Below are 15,322 nucleotides of genomic sequence, written 5' to 3'. Positions count from 1 at the left end.
TACGAAAGGACAAGTCATGGCGCTCATCGTGCAGAAGTACGGTGGTTCCTCGGTCGCCGACGCCGACTGCATCAAGCGTGTCGCCCGCCGAGTGGCGGAAACCCGGCAGGGCGGTGACGACGTCGTCGTGGTGGTCTCCGCCATGGGCGACACCACGGACGAACTCCTCCAGCTCGCCGAAGGCATCAGCGAGCGCCCCGGGCCCCGTGAGCTCGACATGCTGCTCACCGCGGGCGAACGGATATCGATGGCCCTGCTCGCCATGGCCGTCGAGGAACTCGGCCACCTGGCCTGCTCGTTCACCGGTTCCCAGGCGGGCGTGATCACGGACGCCGCCCACGGCCGAGCCAAGATCATCGACGTGGCGCCGGGCCGTATCCGCTCCGCCCTCGACGAGGGCGCGGTCGTCATCGTGGCCGGCTTCCAGGGGGTCTCCCAGGAGACCGACGACGTCACCACGCTGGGGCGCGGCGGCTCCGACACCACAGCGGTGGCCCTGGCCGCGGCCCTGGGCGCCGACCTGTGCGAGATCTACACGGATGTCGACGGCGTCTTCACCGCCGATCCGAGGATCGTTCCGGCCGCGCGCCGGATCCCCGCCATCTCCTACGAGGAGATGCTCGAACTGGCCGCCAACGGAGCGAAGATCCTGCATCTGCGCTGCGTCGAGTACGCCAGACGGTTCTCCATCCCCCTCCACGTGCGCTCCTCCTTCAGCAGGAACGAGGGCACCTACGTCACAGCCGATGCAGAAGGGAACGTCATGGAAGACGCGATCGTCTCCGGCGTCACGCACGACCGCAGCGAAGCGAAGATCACCATCGAGGGGGTGCCGGACAAGACCGGCGAGGCCGCCGCGGTCTTCACCGCCCTCGCCGAGTCCGGCATCAACATCGACATGATCGTGCAGAACGTGTCCGCGGGCGACACCGGGCTCACCGACATCTCGTTCACCCTCCCCGCCGCCGACAGCGCGACCGCCCTGCACACCCTCGAAGGCATCAAGGACCGCATCGGCTTCCGCGGGCTGCGCCACGACGACCGGATCGGCAAGCTCTCGGTGGTGGGCGCCGGCATGCGCTCCAATCCCGGGGTGTCGGCCACCCTGTTCTCCGCGCTGGCGGCCGCCGGCGTCAACATCGAGATGATCTCCACCTCGGAGATCCGCATCTCGGTCGTTGTCCACATCCACGACCTCGAGGCCGCCGCGCGCGCCGCGCACAGCGCTTTCGGTCTGGACGGCGACCAGATCGAGGCCGTGGTGTACGGGGGTACGGGCCGATGAACGCGTGCAGTTCCCTGGCGGCCGGTACGGTCCGCGAGGCCGCGATCGCCGCGCGGTCGGCGGCCGACCGGCTTGCCGCCCTCCGCGGCGCCGACCGTGACGGGGCGCTCACGGCGATCGCCGACGCCCTGACGGACCACGCGGAATACATCCTGTCCGCCAACCGCCGGGACGTGCAGGCGGCGACCGCCGCGGGCGGGTCCGAGGGCGTCCTGGACCGGCTGCGGATGGACGCCGACCAGATCGCCGCCCTGGCGGCGACCGTGCGCCACGTCGCCTCCCTGCCCAGCCCCATCGGGGAGGTGATCAGCGGCTCGCGGCTGCCCAGCGGCATGGACGTACGGTGCGAACGTGTGCCCCTCGGAGTGATCGCCATGATCTACGAGGGCCGCCCCAACGTCACCGTGGACGCGGCCGTGCTCTGCCTCAAGAGCGGCAACGCGGTGCTGTTGCGCGGCTCCTCCGTCGCCCGGCGCACCGACTCCGCCCTCATCGACGTGATGCGGGGCGCGCTGATGGGCTCGGCGGTGCACGTGGACGCCGTCCAGCTCGTCCCCGGCACCACCCATGAATCCGCGCGGGAACTGATGTCGCTCAGGGGACTGGTCGACCTGCTCATCCCGCGCGGCAGCCGGCGGCTGATCGAGTCCACGGTGCGGGAATCGGTCATCCCGGTCATCGAGACCGGCGAGGGCAACTGCCACCTGTACGTCGACAAGGACGCCGACATCCCCATGGCGCTGGAGGTCCTGCTCAACGCCAAGGCCCAGCGGCCCTCCGTCTGCAACGCCGCCGAATCCCTCCTGGTCCACGCGGACATCGCCCCCGCCTTCCTGCCGCCCGCGCTCGCCGCCCTCCGGGAGGCCGGAGTGACCGTGCACGGCGACGCGCGCGTCCGTGCCTACGACGACACGGTCGTGCCCGCCACCGACGAGGACTGGGGCAGGGAGTACCTGTCCCTGGACATCTCGGCCGCCGTGGTCGACTCGATGGAAGCCGCCGTCAACCACATCCACCGGCACGGCAGCGGCCACACCGAGGCCATCATCACCGACTCCCAGTCCACCGCCCGCGCCTTCGCGGCGTCCGTCGACACCGGGATCGTGGCCGTCAACGTCTCGACGCGGCTGATCGACGGCGCGGAGATGGGGCTCGGCTCCGAACTGGGCATCTCCACGCAGAAGACGCACGCCCGGGGTCCGATGGGCCTGGCCGCGCTGACGACGACCAAGTACGTCCTGACCGGCGACGGACACATCCGGGGCGGTAGCACCGCCGCCCCCGGGCTCAGCTGCGACGCCCTGGCCGGCCCCGGCGACTGACACCCCGCGCCCCGCCCGGCGCCGGCCCCTCGGGGTCGGCGCCGCGGACGACCGGGCCGCGCGGAGCGGCGGGTGCCGGGCGATCCCGGGGCTCCGGCCGGGTACGCGTCACCCGGCGGGCCAGCCCGCCGCCGCGCCGATCCCGGGGCACTGACGGCTGACGGCTCACGGCTGTCGGCCGACGGCTCTCCGGCGACGCGACGTCCTCCTCAGGGCTCACCAGGGGACAGGGGTGCCGCGCGGAACCCTACCGGCCGGAAACATCACGCTTCGGCTGAGATCTCACCCACGGACAAGCGACCCATAAGCGACTGCTTAGCATGTGAGGTCCCGGGAGGCCTGCGACGAAGGCAGGTCGCACGGTGTTCTGGCACGCACCGTCCACCTGGAGGGTCCATGCACAACAGTCCCGTCCTCGGCACCGCCGCGGATTCCGCCTCACTCCGGCTCTCCGGGAACGCATGCCGCCGTCTCCTCGGCCACGGTGCGGAACTCACCGACACCGTGGTGGGCAGGATCCGCGCGGAGGTGCCGTACTACGCCGACCCGGTGCTGGCACCACCCGACGTGCGGACCACCGTGGACACCGGTGTCCGCCATGGGCTCGAAGCCGGGGTCGATCCGGACCGGATCGTGGACGTCGAGCGGTAGACCAGGGAGCTGGGAACGAACCGCGCCGAACAGGGCCGCCCCCTCGACGAGGTGCTGCGCGCCTTCCGCGTCGCCGGCGCCGAGGTGTGGAACGGGATCGTCGGTGTCGTGGAGCGCGACGGACTCGGCGACACGCGCCGACTCGTCCACGTCGCCGAGCTGGTGTGGAAGAGCAACGACCGCGACGCCGCCCTGGTCGCCGACGCCTACCGGCAGGTCGCCGAAGGCCTCGCCAGCCGGCACGGCGAACGCGTCCGACTGGTCCTCGCGGCCCTGCTGGAGACCCGCGACGACCCCTCCCGGCGGCAACGGCACACTGCTGATGCTCACCGGCGAACTGGCGGGCGGCCCGGCCACCCACACCGGCGGCGCGCTTCTCGTGGTCCTGGTCTCGTCCGCCGTGTTCCTCACCACGCTCGCCGTCGTCGCGAGTGTCACACTGGCGGCGGCGGGAGCGATCGCCCACGACGTGTACACGCACGTGCTCCGCCGTGGGCGTACGACCGAGGGCCGGGAAGTGGCCGCCGCGCGCCGGGCGTCCAGCGGGGTGGGCCTGGTGAGCATCGCGCTGGCGGTCCTGGTCCAGGGAGGGAACGTACTGTTCCTGTCGGCCCTCTCCCTGGCGGTCGCCGCCTCCTGCCTCCTGCCGGCGCTCGGGTACTCCCTCTTCTGGCGCCGCTACACCCGAAGAGGGCTGCTGTGGACGCTGTACGGCGGACTGGTCTGCGCCGTCGGCCTGCAGCCGTCGGGACCCGCCTTCTCGGGAACGCCGTTGGCGCTCTTCCCCGACCTGCACCTCAACTGGTTCCCGCTCCAAACGGTCGTCCTCATATCGCTGCCCGCCGCCCTCCTGCTCGGCCGGCTGGGAAGCACCCTCGGCCGGCGGCGTACGCCCGTGCGCCCGCCGGACCGGCCGGACCCGGTGCCCGACTGGCGGGGACGGACGGACAGCGGGGGCCGGTGACGGCGAGCCGGCCGGAACCGGCGCGTGAGCGGCCCCGGCGGCGACGCGCTGTTTCCGCCCCCCCTCGCCGGGCATCCGGGGAGCGGGAGGTCCGACGTGAGCATGCGGAGCAAGGCACGGAGCACGGCGCAGGGCAAGGGCGGCAGAACCACCCTGGAGGTCGCCGGGCGTTGGGGATTCGCCGCACGGGGAGTGATCTACCTGCTGGTCGGCGTGCTGGCCCTGCGGATCGCGTTCGGCGGCGGCGGGGGCGAACAGGCCGACCGGGGAGGCGCCCTCTCAGAAGTCGCCGAGAAACCCCTGGGGTCGGTCCTGCTGTGGCTCTTGGGGATCGGGCTCGCGGGCATGGCGCTCTGGCAGCTCTCCGAGGCACTGTGGGACCGGAAGACGTCACGGCGGCTGGCGTCGGCCGGCCGGACCGTGTTCTACGCCGTGGTGGCCTGGTCCGTCTTCGTCTTCGCCGCGGGTGACCACAGCCGCGACGGCGGGGAGAGCGACCGGCAGTCCCACGACATGACGTCACGGGCGCTGGAACTGCCCGCCGGACAGTGGCTCGTCGCGGCGGTCGGCGTCGCCATCGCGGTCACCGGCGTGGTCGGCGGCGTGAAGGCAGCCCGGCGCACCTACCACAAGCACCTGAAACTGGGCGAGTTGACGCCCCGCGACCGCAGGGCCGTCGATGTGACGGGCGTGGCCGGGGGAGTGGCCCGGGGAGCGGTCTTCGTGGTGGCGGGCGCGTTCGCGCTGCGCGCCGCGATCACCTACCGGCCGAGCGAGGCCAAGGGCGTCGACGACACGCTCCGCTCCTTCGCCGGCACGCCGGTCGGCCCCTGGCTGCTCGCGGCGATAGCGCTGGGGCTCGCGCTGTACGGGTTGTTCTCCTTCGCGATGGCCCGGTGGCGCCGCGTGTGACCCGGCGGTCGGGGCGCACCGCGCCCCGGGAGGACCCTGGGGGGCTTCCCCGGGGTCCACGAGCCCGATGGCGCCGTACCCCCGGCGCCGGCCAGCGGGCCCTGTCGCCCGGGAGCCCGGCGCGTCCGAGCGCCGGGTCCGGCGAGAGGTGGCCGCCCCGGACGACGACGCAGGGCTCGCCGGCGAGCAGGGCCCGGGATTGCAGGACCCCGGGAGCGGCCCCGGCGGGCGGTACCGAGTGAGCCGGCTGCGGCCTTCGCCCGCGCCGGCGAACCGACCGAGGGAAGCGATGCGGGTCCGCGGCCATGGGAACCGCGGGGCGTCCGGAGGGAGTCATGAGGGCGTACGCATACGCGGCCCCCATCGGACAGGGCCGCCACCGATGACCCGAAAGCCCACCATGACCGCCTCCTTCAGTGAACAGTTCCGCAACCTCGCCCGGCCCCACCTCGCCTGGGTGTGCGAGCAGCTCGACCTCTTCGACACGCTCGTCCCCGCGGGTGTGGTCTCCTTCGACCTGGACGAGCCGTCCGTGACGCGCTCGGGGGTCACCCTGCGCGCCCACGTCCTCGGCACCTACGCCCTGGACGGCACCTGGATGTGGGCCTGGGCCAACGAGTCGTACCGGGACACCCCCGCGGCGGCCCGTTCACTGGAGCTGCGCGCGCTGGGTGAGCGCGCCGGCGTGCCGGAGCTGACCGAGCCGATGCCGGACCTCAACCACTTCCACGACCCCCGGCTGGCCGCCGACCACCTCCTGCTCGCGTGCATGGGGCTGCTCGACGCCCGCGGCGGTGTGATCTGCGCCGTCAACGAACGCGGCCGGCTGTTCATGGCCGTCGACGACCCGGCCGTACCGCGCGCCGAACCCCGTGCGGCCCGCCTCACCACAGCGCTGAACAACGGCGCCGCGCTCCTTCCCGGCCCCGCCCTCGAGCCGGTCCGGGGATGGTTCGCCCGGCACGGCGTCGAGCCGTCCTACGGGCCCGGCCACGTGGAGGGCACCCTTGAGGGCGGCGACCGCGTCGTCGTGCGGCTGGACGGGGAGGCCGTCTCCCGCATCGAGGTCAGCGGCCCCGGTGGCGGCGCGCCCACGTCGGACGCCGCTCCCGAGCAGGAGCTCATCGAGCCGAGGCTCTCCCCGGACGCGCCGCGCCGCCTCTTCCCGCAGCCACTGCTCGCGGTGGCCGTGCGCGAGATGGCGTACTCGATCCTGCGGACGAGGGCCATGGTGGAGTACGCCGGGGAGCACCTGGAGTTCGCGGGAAGAGCGCCCCTGTGGGACGAGGCGTCCGGCGAACTGCGCTTCCCCGGCGGCGGTCTGAAGGCGCGCCGCCTCGGCGCCTTCGACGCGGACGAGGGCTGGTTCGTCTGGGCGCCCGGCACGGAGGACATCAGGGAGCGGTGCAAGGAGGCCGCTGGCCTGGCCGCGGGCGACGACGACCTGCCGGAGCTGTCCGGCGAGCGGCTCGACCTGACCGCCTACGCGGCGCGGGAGTCGGCCGCGGTAACCCTCGCCCGCACCGCGGCCGGCGTGGCGGGCCACACCTTCACCTCCATCGGCAAGCACGTGTGGGCCGTCACGGACGAACGCCTCACCGGCACAGGGGTGATCGACCTCGACGCGGCCGGCCCGGACATCCGGGGCGCCGCCGGCTGGCTCCACGGGCTCGTCGAACACAAGGCGCGCCCGGAGACCATGCGGACCCTGGCCCAGTCGTACTTCGAGCGCACGGGCCTCCAGGTGTGGCACTACGGGCAGCCGGACTTCATCAGCGGCGTGATGGGTGTGTACGAGGTACGGGTGTACTTCGCACCCGACGGCACCATCACGGACGTCGCGCCCGGGATGCTCATGGGCGCGCCCATGTGACGCCCAGCGGCGGAAGCGGCACGCCGCTTCGAGGGCGGCCACGCTCAGGTCACCGTCCGACGCCGAGGTCACCGTCCGACGCCGAGGTCACCGTCCGACGCCGAGGGCGCCGCACGGCGCCTGGCGGTGACGCACGACCCGAGGGGCCGGCGCGGTGGGCCGGCCCCTCCGTCGTACGGTCAGCCGGAGACGGCCTGGTAGAGGCCCCGGCCGGCACGGTGGGCGCGCGAGGTCGCGACAAGCCGGTCCAGCGTGCTGCGCACGGTGTTGATGCTGTTCAGCGAAGTGTCCCGGCCGAGCGCGTGCGCCACGTCGCGGGCGCGCATGGGACTGTCCGGCTTCTGCCCCAGCACCGTGACGACCTGCTCGGTCAGGCCACCTTCGGGCTGGACCGGCTCAACCGGTGCCTTGCTCCGCGCCGAGGACGCCGCCGTGGACTTCCGCGTGGTGCGGGTGGCGGCCTTGGCCGGTCGGCGGCGCTTGGGTGCCTTCTTGCCCGCGGCCTTGTCCCGGGTCCGGCCCTTCGCCGCGGGGGCCGCGCTCGCCGTGTCGGTGTCGGTGTCGGTGGTGTCGGTGTCGGGCGTCGTAGCGGTGCCGCCGTCGACCGCCTCGGGCTGTTCGACCGCCTCGGGCTCGGGCTGCTCGACGGCCACGGCGTCGGTGGGCTCGTCCGCGGTGGTGCCGGTGCCGGTGCCGGTGCCGCTGTCGGTGGGAGTGGCGGTGACGTCGGGCGCAGTGGCGTCCTTCTCGACGGCACGCGGCCGGGGAATCGTGGTGGTGGCCAGCGTGCTGAGCGCGGACAGCGCGCCGCGCACCGATTCGAGCCGGGCGGAGACCGCCGACAACTCTGCCTGCAACCTCTGCTGGTGCTTCTCCAGTTCGGGAAGCTCCGCCTGCAGCAGCGCGGTGGTGGTGTCGATGCTGTTCGTCGGGTGGGGCGTCGGTGTCATGAGGTTGCTCTCCCGGTCTGTTCAGTGTGAGTGTGCTGTGAGACTGCCGGAGTGGTGTGATGCATGGTACGGCCGGATCGCGCCCCGGTGTTGCGGGCGGAGGCACCCCTCCCGCGTGGGCTGTTGCGTCGGCCGACGCACCACCTGCGCCAACTGCTCTCGCGTACAGGGCCTTTCGAGGCCCCTGTCCCACTGCGAAAGGTGCCCGATGTGCTCTGCGCCGGTACCGAAACGGGATGTCCCATCCGTCATCATGCGCTCCGAGGACGGGGACTTCGCCGTGAGCGTGGACGGCGCCGAAGGCGGCGCCGCCCCCCTGCGCGCCTCGGGCGCACGGCGCTCACGGGGAGGACCGGGCCGGGCCACCCGGCATGTCAGTGGTGGGTGCCATGCTTCCGGTATGGACGAGCAGATCATGCGCAGGCGGGTCTACGGAGCCGACCACGACGACCCGGACCCCGGCCCCCGGCCGGGACACGCCTACGTCGAACTGGTCGGCGGCCCGCTCGACGGCCTGCTCCTGGACGTCACCGGATGGACCGAGACGCGTCGACGGGAAGGCGCCGCTCTGCACACCGAGATCGGCCGCTACGGGCCGGGTGGGCGGGCGCTGTACGGGCCGAGGGACGGAGATCCGGAGCGGTTCGACTGGGAGGGCGACACACCATGAGCGCGCTGCCCTCCACGAACCCGTTCAGCGCCGTCTGGTGCGACCGGCCCTCCCGGGTCAGTCCACGGACGCCGTGAGTGATCCGGGCGTACGGCATTCGGGGTGACCCCAGCCCTTGTCCAGCTTGGTGATCGACGTCCCCGCCGCGTACGACGTGCCGCAGGGGCAGCGCCCGGGGAACTTCGCCTTGATCGACGCGCCGGCTCCACCGGATCCACCGGTGCTCTTCTTCGCGGTCGCACCCCGGCCGCGTGACCCGACGGCCTTCGGGCGTGCCGGAGTGGCCCGGGCGGGGTCCGGCACGGGCATCGTCGGCTGCCCGAGCGCCGTCCCGGCGGGCTGCTGGGTGGAGGCCGCGTCGCTCGCCGCCTGGTCCGCGATGGCGTTGAGAAGATCACCGTCCGCCTGGTGAGCGCGTACGTGCACGAACTCCACGTCCCTGCCGGCCAGCAGGTCGTCGATGCGCTCGATCAGCTCCCGGTTGGCGACCGGCTTCCCGCTCGCCGTCTTCCACCCGTTGCGCTTCCAGCCGGGAAGCCACTGCGTGACGGCCTTCATGGCGTACTGCGAGTCCATACGCACTTCCAGTGCCGTCGCCGGGGCGACGGACTCCAGCAGCCTGAGCAGTGCGGTCAGCTCGCCGACGTTGTTGGTGGAAGTGCCCAGCCCTCCCGACTCCCAACGCTCCGGTCTCCCCTCGCCATCGGCGATGACCCAGGCCCAGCCGGCCGGGCCGGGATTCCCCTTGGCGGCCCCGTCACATGCAGCAATGATCCGTACAGACATCCCTCGATCATGCCACCGCGTGGTGTGTGGTCCGGCCACGCGGTGGCCGTACGACAGGATCGGGACCGGGGGTCACGCACCCCCCGGCCGATCCGGCGCCGGGCCGTCGGACGCGGCGAGTGCGACGGTTGTGGTGACGCGTACGAGGGCCGGGCGGCGGGGGACGGAGCCGAAACCGAAGCCGACGGGCGGGTCGACCGGTGCGAGCACTCCGAGATCGGCGTCGCCGAACGCGGCGCGCGCCGTGACCACCGGCCGCAGGTCCCGGGCGCCGTACCACTCGCGGTGACCGGGGCCCGTGCGTCCGCGGGTGCGGACGCCGGGAAGCAGGCGCGCGGGAACACCGGTCACCGCCGCCCAGGCCGGCCGGGCGGCCACCGCGCGCGGCACCACACGCAGCGCCATCCCCAGCGGGGACCGCCGGCCGACGCCGAAGTCCAGCGTGAGCGGCCCGGCGGTGACCCGCCAGGCGGCGCCCTCCACGCGGACCACGACGGGCACGACCAGCACACGCTCGAAGCGGTAGACGTCGGCGATGAACGCGGCTGTACGTTCCGTGGGCGCCAGCAGCAGCCGCTCACCGTCCGGCCGTTGCACCATCACGTCGCTGAACGGCCCGAACGGCGAACGCGGCCAGTGCCCCAGCACCAGACGGGTGCCGGAGGACGTGCCGATCCCCGCGATCCACCCGTCGAACCGCAACAGCTCCTGTCTCATATGCGCAGTATGCGATGGCCCCCGGGAGCCCGGCGCACGCACGGCGCGGCGACCGCTGGTAACGGCCGCCGCGCGATGGGTTGCCGCGTGATCGATTGCTGCGGATCAACTGCTGCGGATCAACGGGTGACGAGGCCGTCCCACTGGCCGGCGAGGTCGGGGCTGGGCTGGGGGATGGGGCCGAAGTCGTCCAGCTGGGTGACGTCGAGTTCCTCGACGGCACCCTTGACGGCTGCCTCGGGAACGGTGACGTCGGCCGTGGGGAGTTCGTAGCGCACGCTGAGCCCGATCGCGGAGGCGGCGGACGCACCGACTTCGGTGGGAACGGGCGCGTACTGGCACGGCTCGTGTTCCAGGGCGGTGATCTGCGTGGCCCAGTAGTGGGCGTCACGCAGTTCGCCGCGCCGCAGGTGCAGGAGGTACAGGCACAGGGCACTGGTGGCGTTTCCGGCACCGGCGGCGAACTGCCACCAGAACTGCGCGCCTTCCTCCCTGTCCGCCAGGACGAGAAGGCAGGCGAAGGCGAGCGCTCCGCCCGGATCGCGGACGGTGTCGAAGCGCGCGATACGGCGGGCGGCGTCGTCGTCGTGGATGATGCCCCGGCACAGGGCGCGCAGGTCGTGCGCGGCCCGCTCGTGCAGGGCGGTGGGCAGCCGGCCGGTCCCGGGGGTGGTGGCCGGGGCGGGGTCGGCGAGGAGCTGCATCCAGCGGAACTCGTGCAGTTCCTGGGCGATGCGGGCCCGGGAGGCCTCCAGGTCGGCGCTGGTGTAGTCGCCTTCGAAGACGCGGGCGCGGCTCAGGGCCCGGTCGATGCTGCGCGGTGCGCGGGGCATCCGTGGATCACTCCTCATCGTGGGCGTCCTCGTCGAACCCGTATCCCAGATCCGCCGCGAGCCGCCGCTTGGCGGTGCGGCGGGTGGAACGGACGGTGGCCTCGCTGATGCCCATGACGAGGGCGGTGCGCCTGGTGTCGAAACCGAGCGCGCAGTGCAGGACCATGACGTCGAACTGTCGCTCGGGCAGGCGCGCCATTGCGCCGTACAGGCCCATGCTTTCCTCCAGTTCGGCGATCTGCTGGGCGTACTGCGCCTTGAAGCCGGTGCGGAAGCTGTCGAGGAGCGGGGCGGTGGCGGCGCGTATGGCGCGGGCGAAGGCGAGGGTCTCCGTGGCGGCCGGGTCACGGCCCTGGAGGGTCAGCTCCGTGGCCACGCGCTCCTTGAGCAGGGCCCAGGCGTACGAGCCGACGCTCGCCCTGGCGGTGACGTACGGCCAGATGACGGCGAGGTGGACGAAAGTGCCGTCGACGAGCGCGCGGGCCGCCGCGTTGTCGCCGAGCTGGATGCGGGTGTACTCGTAGTACGGCCGGTGGTAAAGGGCGTGGAAGGCCCAGAAGGCGGGCGGCATCTCGTCGCTGGGTTCGCGTGTGGTGTGTCCTGCGGGGTCGTGGGGCGGTCGGCCGGTCAACGGTGCCCTCCCTCGTCCAGTGGGGCGGCGCTGCGGTGTGCCATGGGCGGTTGCCGCCGCTCCATCAGGGTGGCGGCGCCGACCCGGACCCCGGCGCTGAGCACGCGCCGCACTAAGAACCACACGTCGGGCGCGAACGCTCGCGCCGCGGCTGCGAGGGCCAGCAGGAAGCCGGCTACGTCGTAGTTCACAGCGGTTGGATTCCTTCACGTTTCGGTCAGCACCCTGCCGACCCCTCCCCGCGCGGGAGCGGCTGGTGCCTGGAGCCTCGTTGCTCTGCGGACAGAAAACCGGGTGGGGGTACCGAAACGTGCAGCGCTCCGGGCACGGGTTTTTAACGGAAAGTAATATTCCACTTAGTGCAAACGCCGGGCGGGGCCGGGTGGCCCGTTCCCCGCGGCACGCCACTCCGTCCGTGGTGTTCACCTCGCACCGGACCTGCGGTTTTTTCGGGACAGGTGACGAGTGGTCGTTATTTGCGCAAACGGTCGGTTACGTTCCGACCAATTTGACTGTGATGCAGATCACTTTCGAGCGTTGAACGTCCCTTGTTGTCCGCTCGTGGTGGTGCGTCGTCCGGGTGGGAGGTCGGCCCGCTCAGGGGAGGCGTTCGCCCGTACCACGGCTGCAGACGCGAACGCCGGGCACGGTACGCAGCCCCACGGCTGACGAGGAACGCCGGGCCGACGCCGGGCACCCGGCGCGTGCGCCCGTACGGGGGCGGGTCACCGCGCGGACAGCAGCGCGGCGGCCGGGCGTATCGGGTACCGGCCCAAAGCCCGATCGGTGAGCCGGGCGAAGCCCCCGCCAGGCCGGGGCGTCGCGCGCGATCCGCTACCGGCCGGAGCCCGCCTGACCCGGTCGCCCGGCACGGTGGCGCACCAGGTGCGCGCCCGTGGCGGCGACGAGCACCGTCACGCACGTGGTGAACGTCAGTCCCGCCTCCTCCAGCCCCAGCCACATCGTCATGGCTCCCACACCCACCACAGGCAGGGAGATTCCGGTGTAGGCCACCACGAAGAACGACGAGATGGTGCCGGCCCGGTGAGCGGCGGGCGCGGCGGCGCCGAGCGCGGTCACCGCCGCCCGGAACGACAGGCCCTGGCCGAGCCCTCCGCAGACGGCGCCGGCCACCAGCAAAGGCATCGACCGCGCCCACAGCGACGCGCCGACGAGGACGAGGCCCACGACGAGCATCAGGCAGCCGAGCGGCGCCGCGACATCCAGGGCCAGCCGGCCCGTGAGTGACTGTCCCACGGTCGAGGAGAGGAACACCGAGAAGACCACCAGGCCGGCCACCGCGAGATCGGTCACGCCCAGCGCCCGGGAGAGGAAGGCCGGAGCCACCGCGGTGAACAGCCCCAGGAGTGAGAACCCGGCGAACGCGACCAGCGCCGAGGGCGCGAAGACTCCGCGCACCTCGGGCGGCACGTGGAGCCCCCGCGGCCTGAGGGGAGTCCGGCGCCGCGCCCCGCCGACCGTCTCCGGCAGCAGCAGGACGATCACGCAGGCCACCGCCACCAAGGCGAGGTGGACCAGAAACGGCGTCCGCAACGGCAGTGGCGCGTACTCCGCGAGAAGTCCGGCCAGCAGGGGCCCGCAGCCCAGGCCGCCCATGTTCGCCGCGGTCGCGGCGAGGCCCGCGCGTGACCTGTGCTCAGGTGCCGCCAGCTCCATGACGGTGACCGTGCCGACCCCACTCAGCAGCCCGGCCGAGAAGCCCGACAGCAGCCGCCCGGCGAAGAGCAGCGGAAGCCCGCCCTGCGCCAGGAAACACACGGCGCTCGCGGCGGCCAGCCCCAGGGCGTACAACAGCACGGGGCGGCGCCCCGCCCGGTCGGAGTGGTCACCGGCCACCAGGAGGGTGGCGATCACCCCGACCGCGTAGACGGCGAAGACGACCGTCACCATGAGTTCCGAGAAGCCGAGCTCCTCGCGATACAGCCCGTACAGAGGTGTGGGCAGCGTCGTGCCCGCCATGCCGATGGCGAAGACCGTGGCCGCCGCCAGGTACCCGAGGCGTCGGCTGCGGTGGGGGCTGTGTCCGGTTCGGCGGGCCGTACGGGTCATGCCCGTCACCCTAGGCGCGCGGGGGCCGCGCCCCCCGGATGCCGTGGCGGAGAGAACGCTCCCCTCGCCGACTCTCGCCTGATCGGCGGCGCGAGAGCACGGCCGATCCCCGTCAGGGCCCCGCTGCCCTCGCGTCCGGCCCAAGTCGAGGACGACTCTCGCGGTCGGCGCGATGCCGCCCACCGCGTGGGCGACCATGCCTTCGACATGCGGCTGCCCGAGGGAGAAGCGGGTGACGGGGGAGCGAAAAGTCGGTCTCCCCGGACACGAAGGGCCGGTCGTCCTCCCACGCGATGCCCATGTGGACCTGGGCGTGGACCCGCTCGTCGCGCATCACTTCGCCGAGCTCGTGCAGACCGACACGCGGATCGACGGCCTGGAAGGCCGGTTGCGGGACAGCGCCTGCCGACGCACACGGCTCCGCTGGAGCCGACGGTCGGGTGATGGTGCGTCACACCTCGCTTCCGGGGTACACGCGGGACATGACACGCACATCACTCCAGTCGCCGGCGCACAGCGGTGCGCCGGCGTGGCCCTCAATGTTCTCCACCCGCAAGGGGCGGCGGATATCAGGCTCGGCAGGGCGTGATGACACGGACGACGTCCACGACGTCTCGATCAGGAGGTTGTTACGGTGCACTGGATGACAACGGCTGCCGGGGACGCCGCGGGCGCTCCCGCCTGGCTCCATGTGATCGTCATGGCCACCGCTGTGCTGGTACTCGTCTACAGCCTGGCCAGGCACAGCAACTGACCCGCGTACCACCCCGGAACGGCGGCTCCACCGGCAGTCAGCCGCTGACGTGCCCCGCACGGGCCCACAGGGTGCCGTTCCGTCAGCAGACACATGCCATTCCAGCGGCTGCACAACTTCCGTGACCTGGGCGGCTATCGCACTTTGGGACGGTCGTACGGTGCGGTGGGGAGAGCTGTTCCGTTCCGACTTCCCGGGCAGACTCCGGGGCGAGGACTGGAACCGCTTCCTGAGCACCGGCATCAGGGCGGTCATCGTCGACCCGCGCCACCCCCTGGGAGAACGACGCCGAGGGACGGGTGCCCGAACACCGTTCCACCGCGCCTCCGGCAAGGACCGCACCGGCCTGCTCGCCGCGCTCGTTCCGGCACTGCTGGACGTCGCCGGGGCCGACATCATCGACGACTTCACCCTCACCGAGCGTGCCACCGGGCGGCTGATCGCCGACTGGCGGGGCGGACCACGCCGACCGCGCGCTCACCTCACCCGGGTACGGTCGAGCGCCCTCCGACGTGATGCGCCTGTTCCTGGCCGACCTGGCCGGCCTCGCCGAACACCACGGGACCGTGCGCGGGTACGCCTCAGGTGTGCCGGGCGTCGGCGGCGACCTGGTCGCCGCCCTGCGCGGAAGGCTGCTGAACCCGGCCGCGGTGCCACCCCTGTCCTTCCGGCGCGCGGCAGCGCCCGCCCTGACCGAACTCGTCCGGCTCCGCGACGACGCGGCACGATGGCAGATCGCTCGCGGCATCGACCAATGGGCACCCGGTGAGCTCGGCGAGGACCACTTCCCGAGCGCCTGAGGGACGGCGAGGTCTGGATCGCCGCCCTCGGCGCCCAGGGTCCGATCGCCGGCGCCTGCGAACTGTGGTGGGACGACCCGGCGGCCTGGGGCCCCCAGCCCCCG

15 protein-coding genes and 1 pseudogene are annotated in these 15,322 nt (G+C 72.7%); 8 read left to right on the top strand and 8 right to left on the bottom strand.

The window, feature by feature from the left end:
- Positions 1-16: 16 nt before the first annotated feature.
- Together ABZZ38_RS05555 and ABZZ38_RS05550 are read left to right on the top strand one after the other, a co-directional pair.
- Entirely contained in the window at positions 17-1,285 is a 1,269-nt protein-coding gene (locus ABZZ38_RS05555; protein ID WP_356736041.1) for an aspartate kinase, read from the top strand.
- The gene (locus ABZZ38_RS05550; protein ID WP_356736039.1) at positions 1,282-2,607 is read left to right on the top strand and encodes a glutamate-5-semialdehyde dehydrogenase; all 1,326 of its coding nucleotides are present in this window, start codon (positions 1,282-1,284) and stop codon (positions 2,605-2,607) included. The genes ABZZ38_RS05555 and ABZZ38_RS05550 overlap by 4 nt, the downstream gene beginning before the upstream one ends.
- Before the next feature lie 438 nt (positions 2,608-3,045).
- Here ABZZ38_RS05550 and ABZZ38_RS05545 read toward each other — a convergent pair whose 3' ends face one another.
- Positions 3,046-3,588 (bottom strand): hypothetical protein, encoded by a 543-nt coding sequence (locus ABZZ38_RS05545; protein WP_356736037.1) that lies wholly within the window; start codon positions 3,586-3,588, stop codon positions 3,046-3,048.
- Here ABZZ38_RS05545 and ABZZ38_RS05540 point away from each other — a divergent pair.
- The 3 genes from ABZZ38_RS05540 (at position 3,581) to ABZZ38_RS05530 (ending at position 7,007) form a co-directional block, all read left to right on the top strand.
- Positions 3,581-4,222, top strand: a complete 642-nt coding sequence (locus tag ABZZ38_RS05540) for a hypothetical protein (protein ID WP_356736036.1) — start codon at positions 3,581-3,583, stop codon at positions 4,220-4,222. The two genes, ABZZ38_RS05545 and ABZZ38_RS05540, sit on opposite strands and share 8 nt — an antisense overlap.
- Positions 4,223-4,324: 102 nt before the next feature.
- Complete coding sequence (locus ABZZ38_RS05535; protein WP_356736248.1) at positions 4,325-5,134, top strand: DUF1206 domain-containing protein; 810 nt, start codon at positions 4,325-4,327, stop codon at positions 5,132-5,134.
- A 382-nt stretch (positions 5,135-5,516) separates the two neighbouring features.
- On the top strand, positions 5,517-7,007 hold the full coding sequence (locus ABZZ38_RS05530; RefSeq protein ID WP_356736034.1) for a DUF6882 domain-containing protein: 1,491 nt from the start codon (positions 5,517-5,519) through the stop codon (positions 7,005-7,007).
- Positions 7,008-7,186: 179 nt separating this feature from the next.
- Here the strand turns inward: ABZZ38_RS05530 and ABZZ38_RS05525 are convergent, their stop codons facing one another.
- Positions 7,187-7,957 carry a hypothetical protein gene (locus ABZZ38_RS05525; protein WP_356736032.1) on the bottom strand — a complete coding sequence of 257 codons (771 nt, stop codon included), beginning with the start codon at positions 7,955-7,957 and terminating at the stop codon, positions 7,187-7,189.
- A 400-nt stretch (positions 7,958-8,357) separates the two neighbouring features.
- On the opposite strand from ABZZ38_RS05525, the gene ABZZ38_RS05520 reads away from it, so the two are divergent.
- Positions 8,358-8,627 carry a hypothetical protein gene (locus ABZZ38_RS05520; RefSeq protein WP_356736030.1) on the top strand — a complete coding sequence of 90 codons (270 nt, stop codon included), beginning with the start codon at positions 8,358-8,360 and terminating at the stop codon, positions 8,625-8,627.
- Positions 8,628-8,684: 57 nt separating this feature from the next.
- Here ABZZ38_RS05520 and ABZZ38_RS05515 read toward each other — a convergent pair whose 3' ends face one another.
- The 6 genes from ABZZ38_RS05515 to ABZZ38_RS05490 all read right to left on the bottom strand — a co-directional run bounded on the left by ABZZ38_RS05515 (position 8,685) and on the right by ABZZ38_RS05490 (position 13,664).
- Positions 8,685-9,413, bottom strand: coding sequence for a ribonuclease H (locus ABZZ38_RS05515; protein ID WP_356736028.1), 729 nt, complete (start codon positions 9,411-9,413; stop codon positions 8,685-8,687).
- Between the two features lie 72 nt (positions 9,414-9,485).
- Positions 9,486-10,130 carry a hypothetical protein gene (locus ABZZ38_RS05510; RefSeq protein ID WP_356736026.1) on the bottom strand — a complete coding sequence of 215 codons (645 nt, stop codon included), beginning with the start codon at positions 10,128-10,130 and terminating at the stop codon, positions 9,486-9,488.
- A 119-nt stretch (positions 10,131-10,249) separates the two neighbouring features.
- Positions 10,250-10,963 (bottom strand): hypothetical protein, encoded by a 714-nt coding sequence (locus ABZZ38_RS05505; RefSeq protein ID WP_356736024.1) that lies wholly within the window; start codon positions 10,961-10,963, stop codon positions 10,250-10,252.
- 7 nt (positions 10,964-10,970) lie between these two features.
- Positions 10,971-11,594 carry a sigma-70 family RNA polymerase sigma factor gene (locus ABZZ38_RS05500; RefSeq protein ID WP_356736022.1) on the bottom strand — a complete coding sequence of 208 codons (624 nt, stop codon included), beginning with the start codon at positions 11,592-11,594 and terminating at the stop codon, positions 10,971-10,973.
- Positions 11,591-11,785 carry a hypothetical protein gene (locus ABZZ38_RS05495; protein WP_356736020.1) on the bottom strand — a complete coding sequence of 65 codons (195 nt, stop codon included), beginning with the start codon at positions 11,783-11,785 and terminating at the stop codon, positions 11,591-11,593. Before ABZZ38_RS05495 ends, ABZZ38_RS05500 begins: the two co-directional genes overlap by 4 nt.
- A gap of 643 nt (positions 11,786-12,428) precedes the next feature.
- Positions 12,429-13,664 (bottom strand): MFS transporter, encoded by a 1,236-nt coding sequence (locus ABZZ38_RS05490; protein WP_356736018.1) that lies wholly within the window; start codon positions 13,662-13,664, stop codon positions 12,429-12,431.
- A gap of 803 nt (positions 13,665-14,467) precedes the next feature.
- Between ABZZ38_RS05490 and ABZZ38_RS05485 the strand changes: the two are divergent.
- Together ABZZ38_RS05485 and ABZZ38_RS05480 are read left to right on the top strand one after the other, a co-directional pair.
- A pseudogene (locus tag ABZZ38_RS05485) lies at positions 14,468-14,809 on the top strand (tyrosine-protein phosphatase); the annotation flags it as partial.
- Between the two features lie 124 nt (positions 14,810-14,933).
- Positions 14,934-15,218, top strand: a complete 285-nt coding sequence (locus tag ABZZ38_RS05480; protein WP_356736270.1) for a hypothetical protein — start codon at positions 14,934-14,936, stop codon at positions 15,216-15,218.
- Positions 15,219-15,322: the final 104 nt, after the last annotated feature.

This window comes from Streptomyces sp. NPDC006368 (genome assembly GCF_040612535.1).
In the GTDB taxonomy this organism is placed as follows: domain Bacteria; phylum Actinomycetota; class Actinomycetes; order Streptomycetales; family Streptomycetaceae; genus Streptomyces.
This window is presented reverse-complemented; position numbering and strand designations above follow the sequence as displayed.

What these genes read in the sequence shown, in the direction of transcription:
- ABZZ38_RS05530 (WP_356736034.1), top strand. Translation starts at nt 5,517, where the DNA reads ATGACCCGAAAGCCCACCATGACCGCCTCCTTCAGTGAACAGTTCCGC.
- ABZZ38_RS05535 (WP_356736248.1), top strand. Translation starts at nt 4,325, where the DNA reads ATGCGGAGCAAGGCACGGAGCACGGCGCAGGGCAAGGGCGGCAGAACC.
- ABZZ38_RS05525 (WP_356736032.1), bottom strand. Translation starts at nt 7,957, where the DNA reads ATGACACCGACGCCCCACCCGACGAACAGCATCGACACCACCACCGCG.
- ABZZ38_RS05505 (WP_356736024.1), bottom strand. Translation starts at nt 10,963, where the DNA reads ATGCCCCGCGCACCGCGCAGCATCGACCGGGCCCTGAGCCGCGCCCGC.
- ABZZ38_RS05555 (WP_356736041.1), top strand. Translation starts at nt 17, where the DNA reads ATGGCGCTCATCGTGCAGAAGTACGGTGGTTCCTCGGTCGCCGACGCC.
- ABZZ38_RS05490 (WP_356736018.1), bottom strand. Translation starts at nt 13,664, where the DNA reads ATGACCCGTACGGCCCGCCGAACCGGACACAGCCCCCACCGCAGCCGA.
- ABZZ38_RS05510 (WP_356736026.1), bottom strand. Translation starts at nt 10,130, where the DNA reads ATGAGACAGGAGCTGTTGCGGTTCGACGGGTGGATCGCGGGGATCGGC.
- ABZZ38_RS05540 (WP_356736036.1), top strand. Translation starts at nt 3,581, where the DNA reads ATGCTCACCGGCGAACTGGCGGGCGGCCCGGCCACCCACACCGGCGGC.
- ABZZ38_RS05480 (WP_356736270.1), top strand. Translation starts at nt 14,934, where the DNA reads ATGCGCCTGTTCCTGGCCGACCTGGCCGGCCTCGCCGAACACCACGGG.
- ABZZ38_RS05520 (WP_356736030.1), top strand. Translation starts at nt 8,358, where the DNA reads ATGGACGAGCAGATCATGCGCAGGCGGGTCTACGGAGCCGACCACGAC.
- ABZZ38_RS05515 (WP_356736028.1), bottom strand. Translation starts at nt 9,413, where the DNA reads ATGTCTGTACGGATCATTGCTGCATGTGACGGGGCCGCCAAGGGGAAT.
- ABZZ38_RS05550 (WP_356736039.1), top strand. Translation starts at nt 1,282, where the DNA reads ATGAACGCGTGCAGTTCCCTGGCGGCCGGTACGGTCCGCGAGGCCGCG.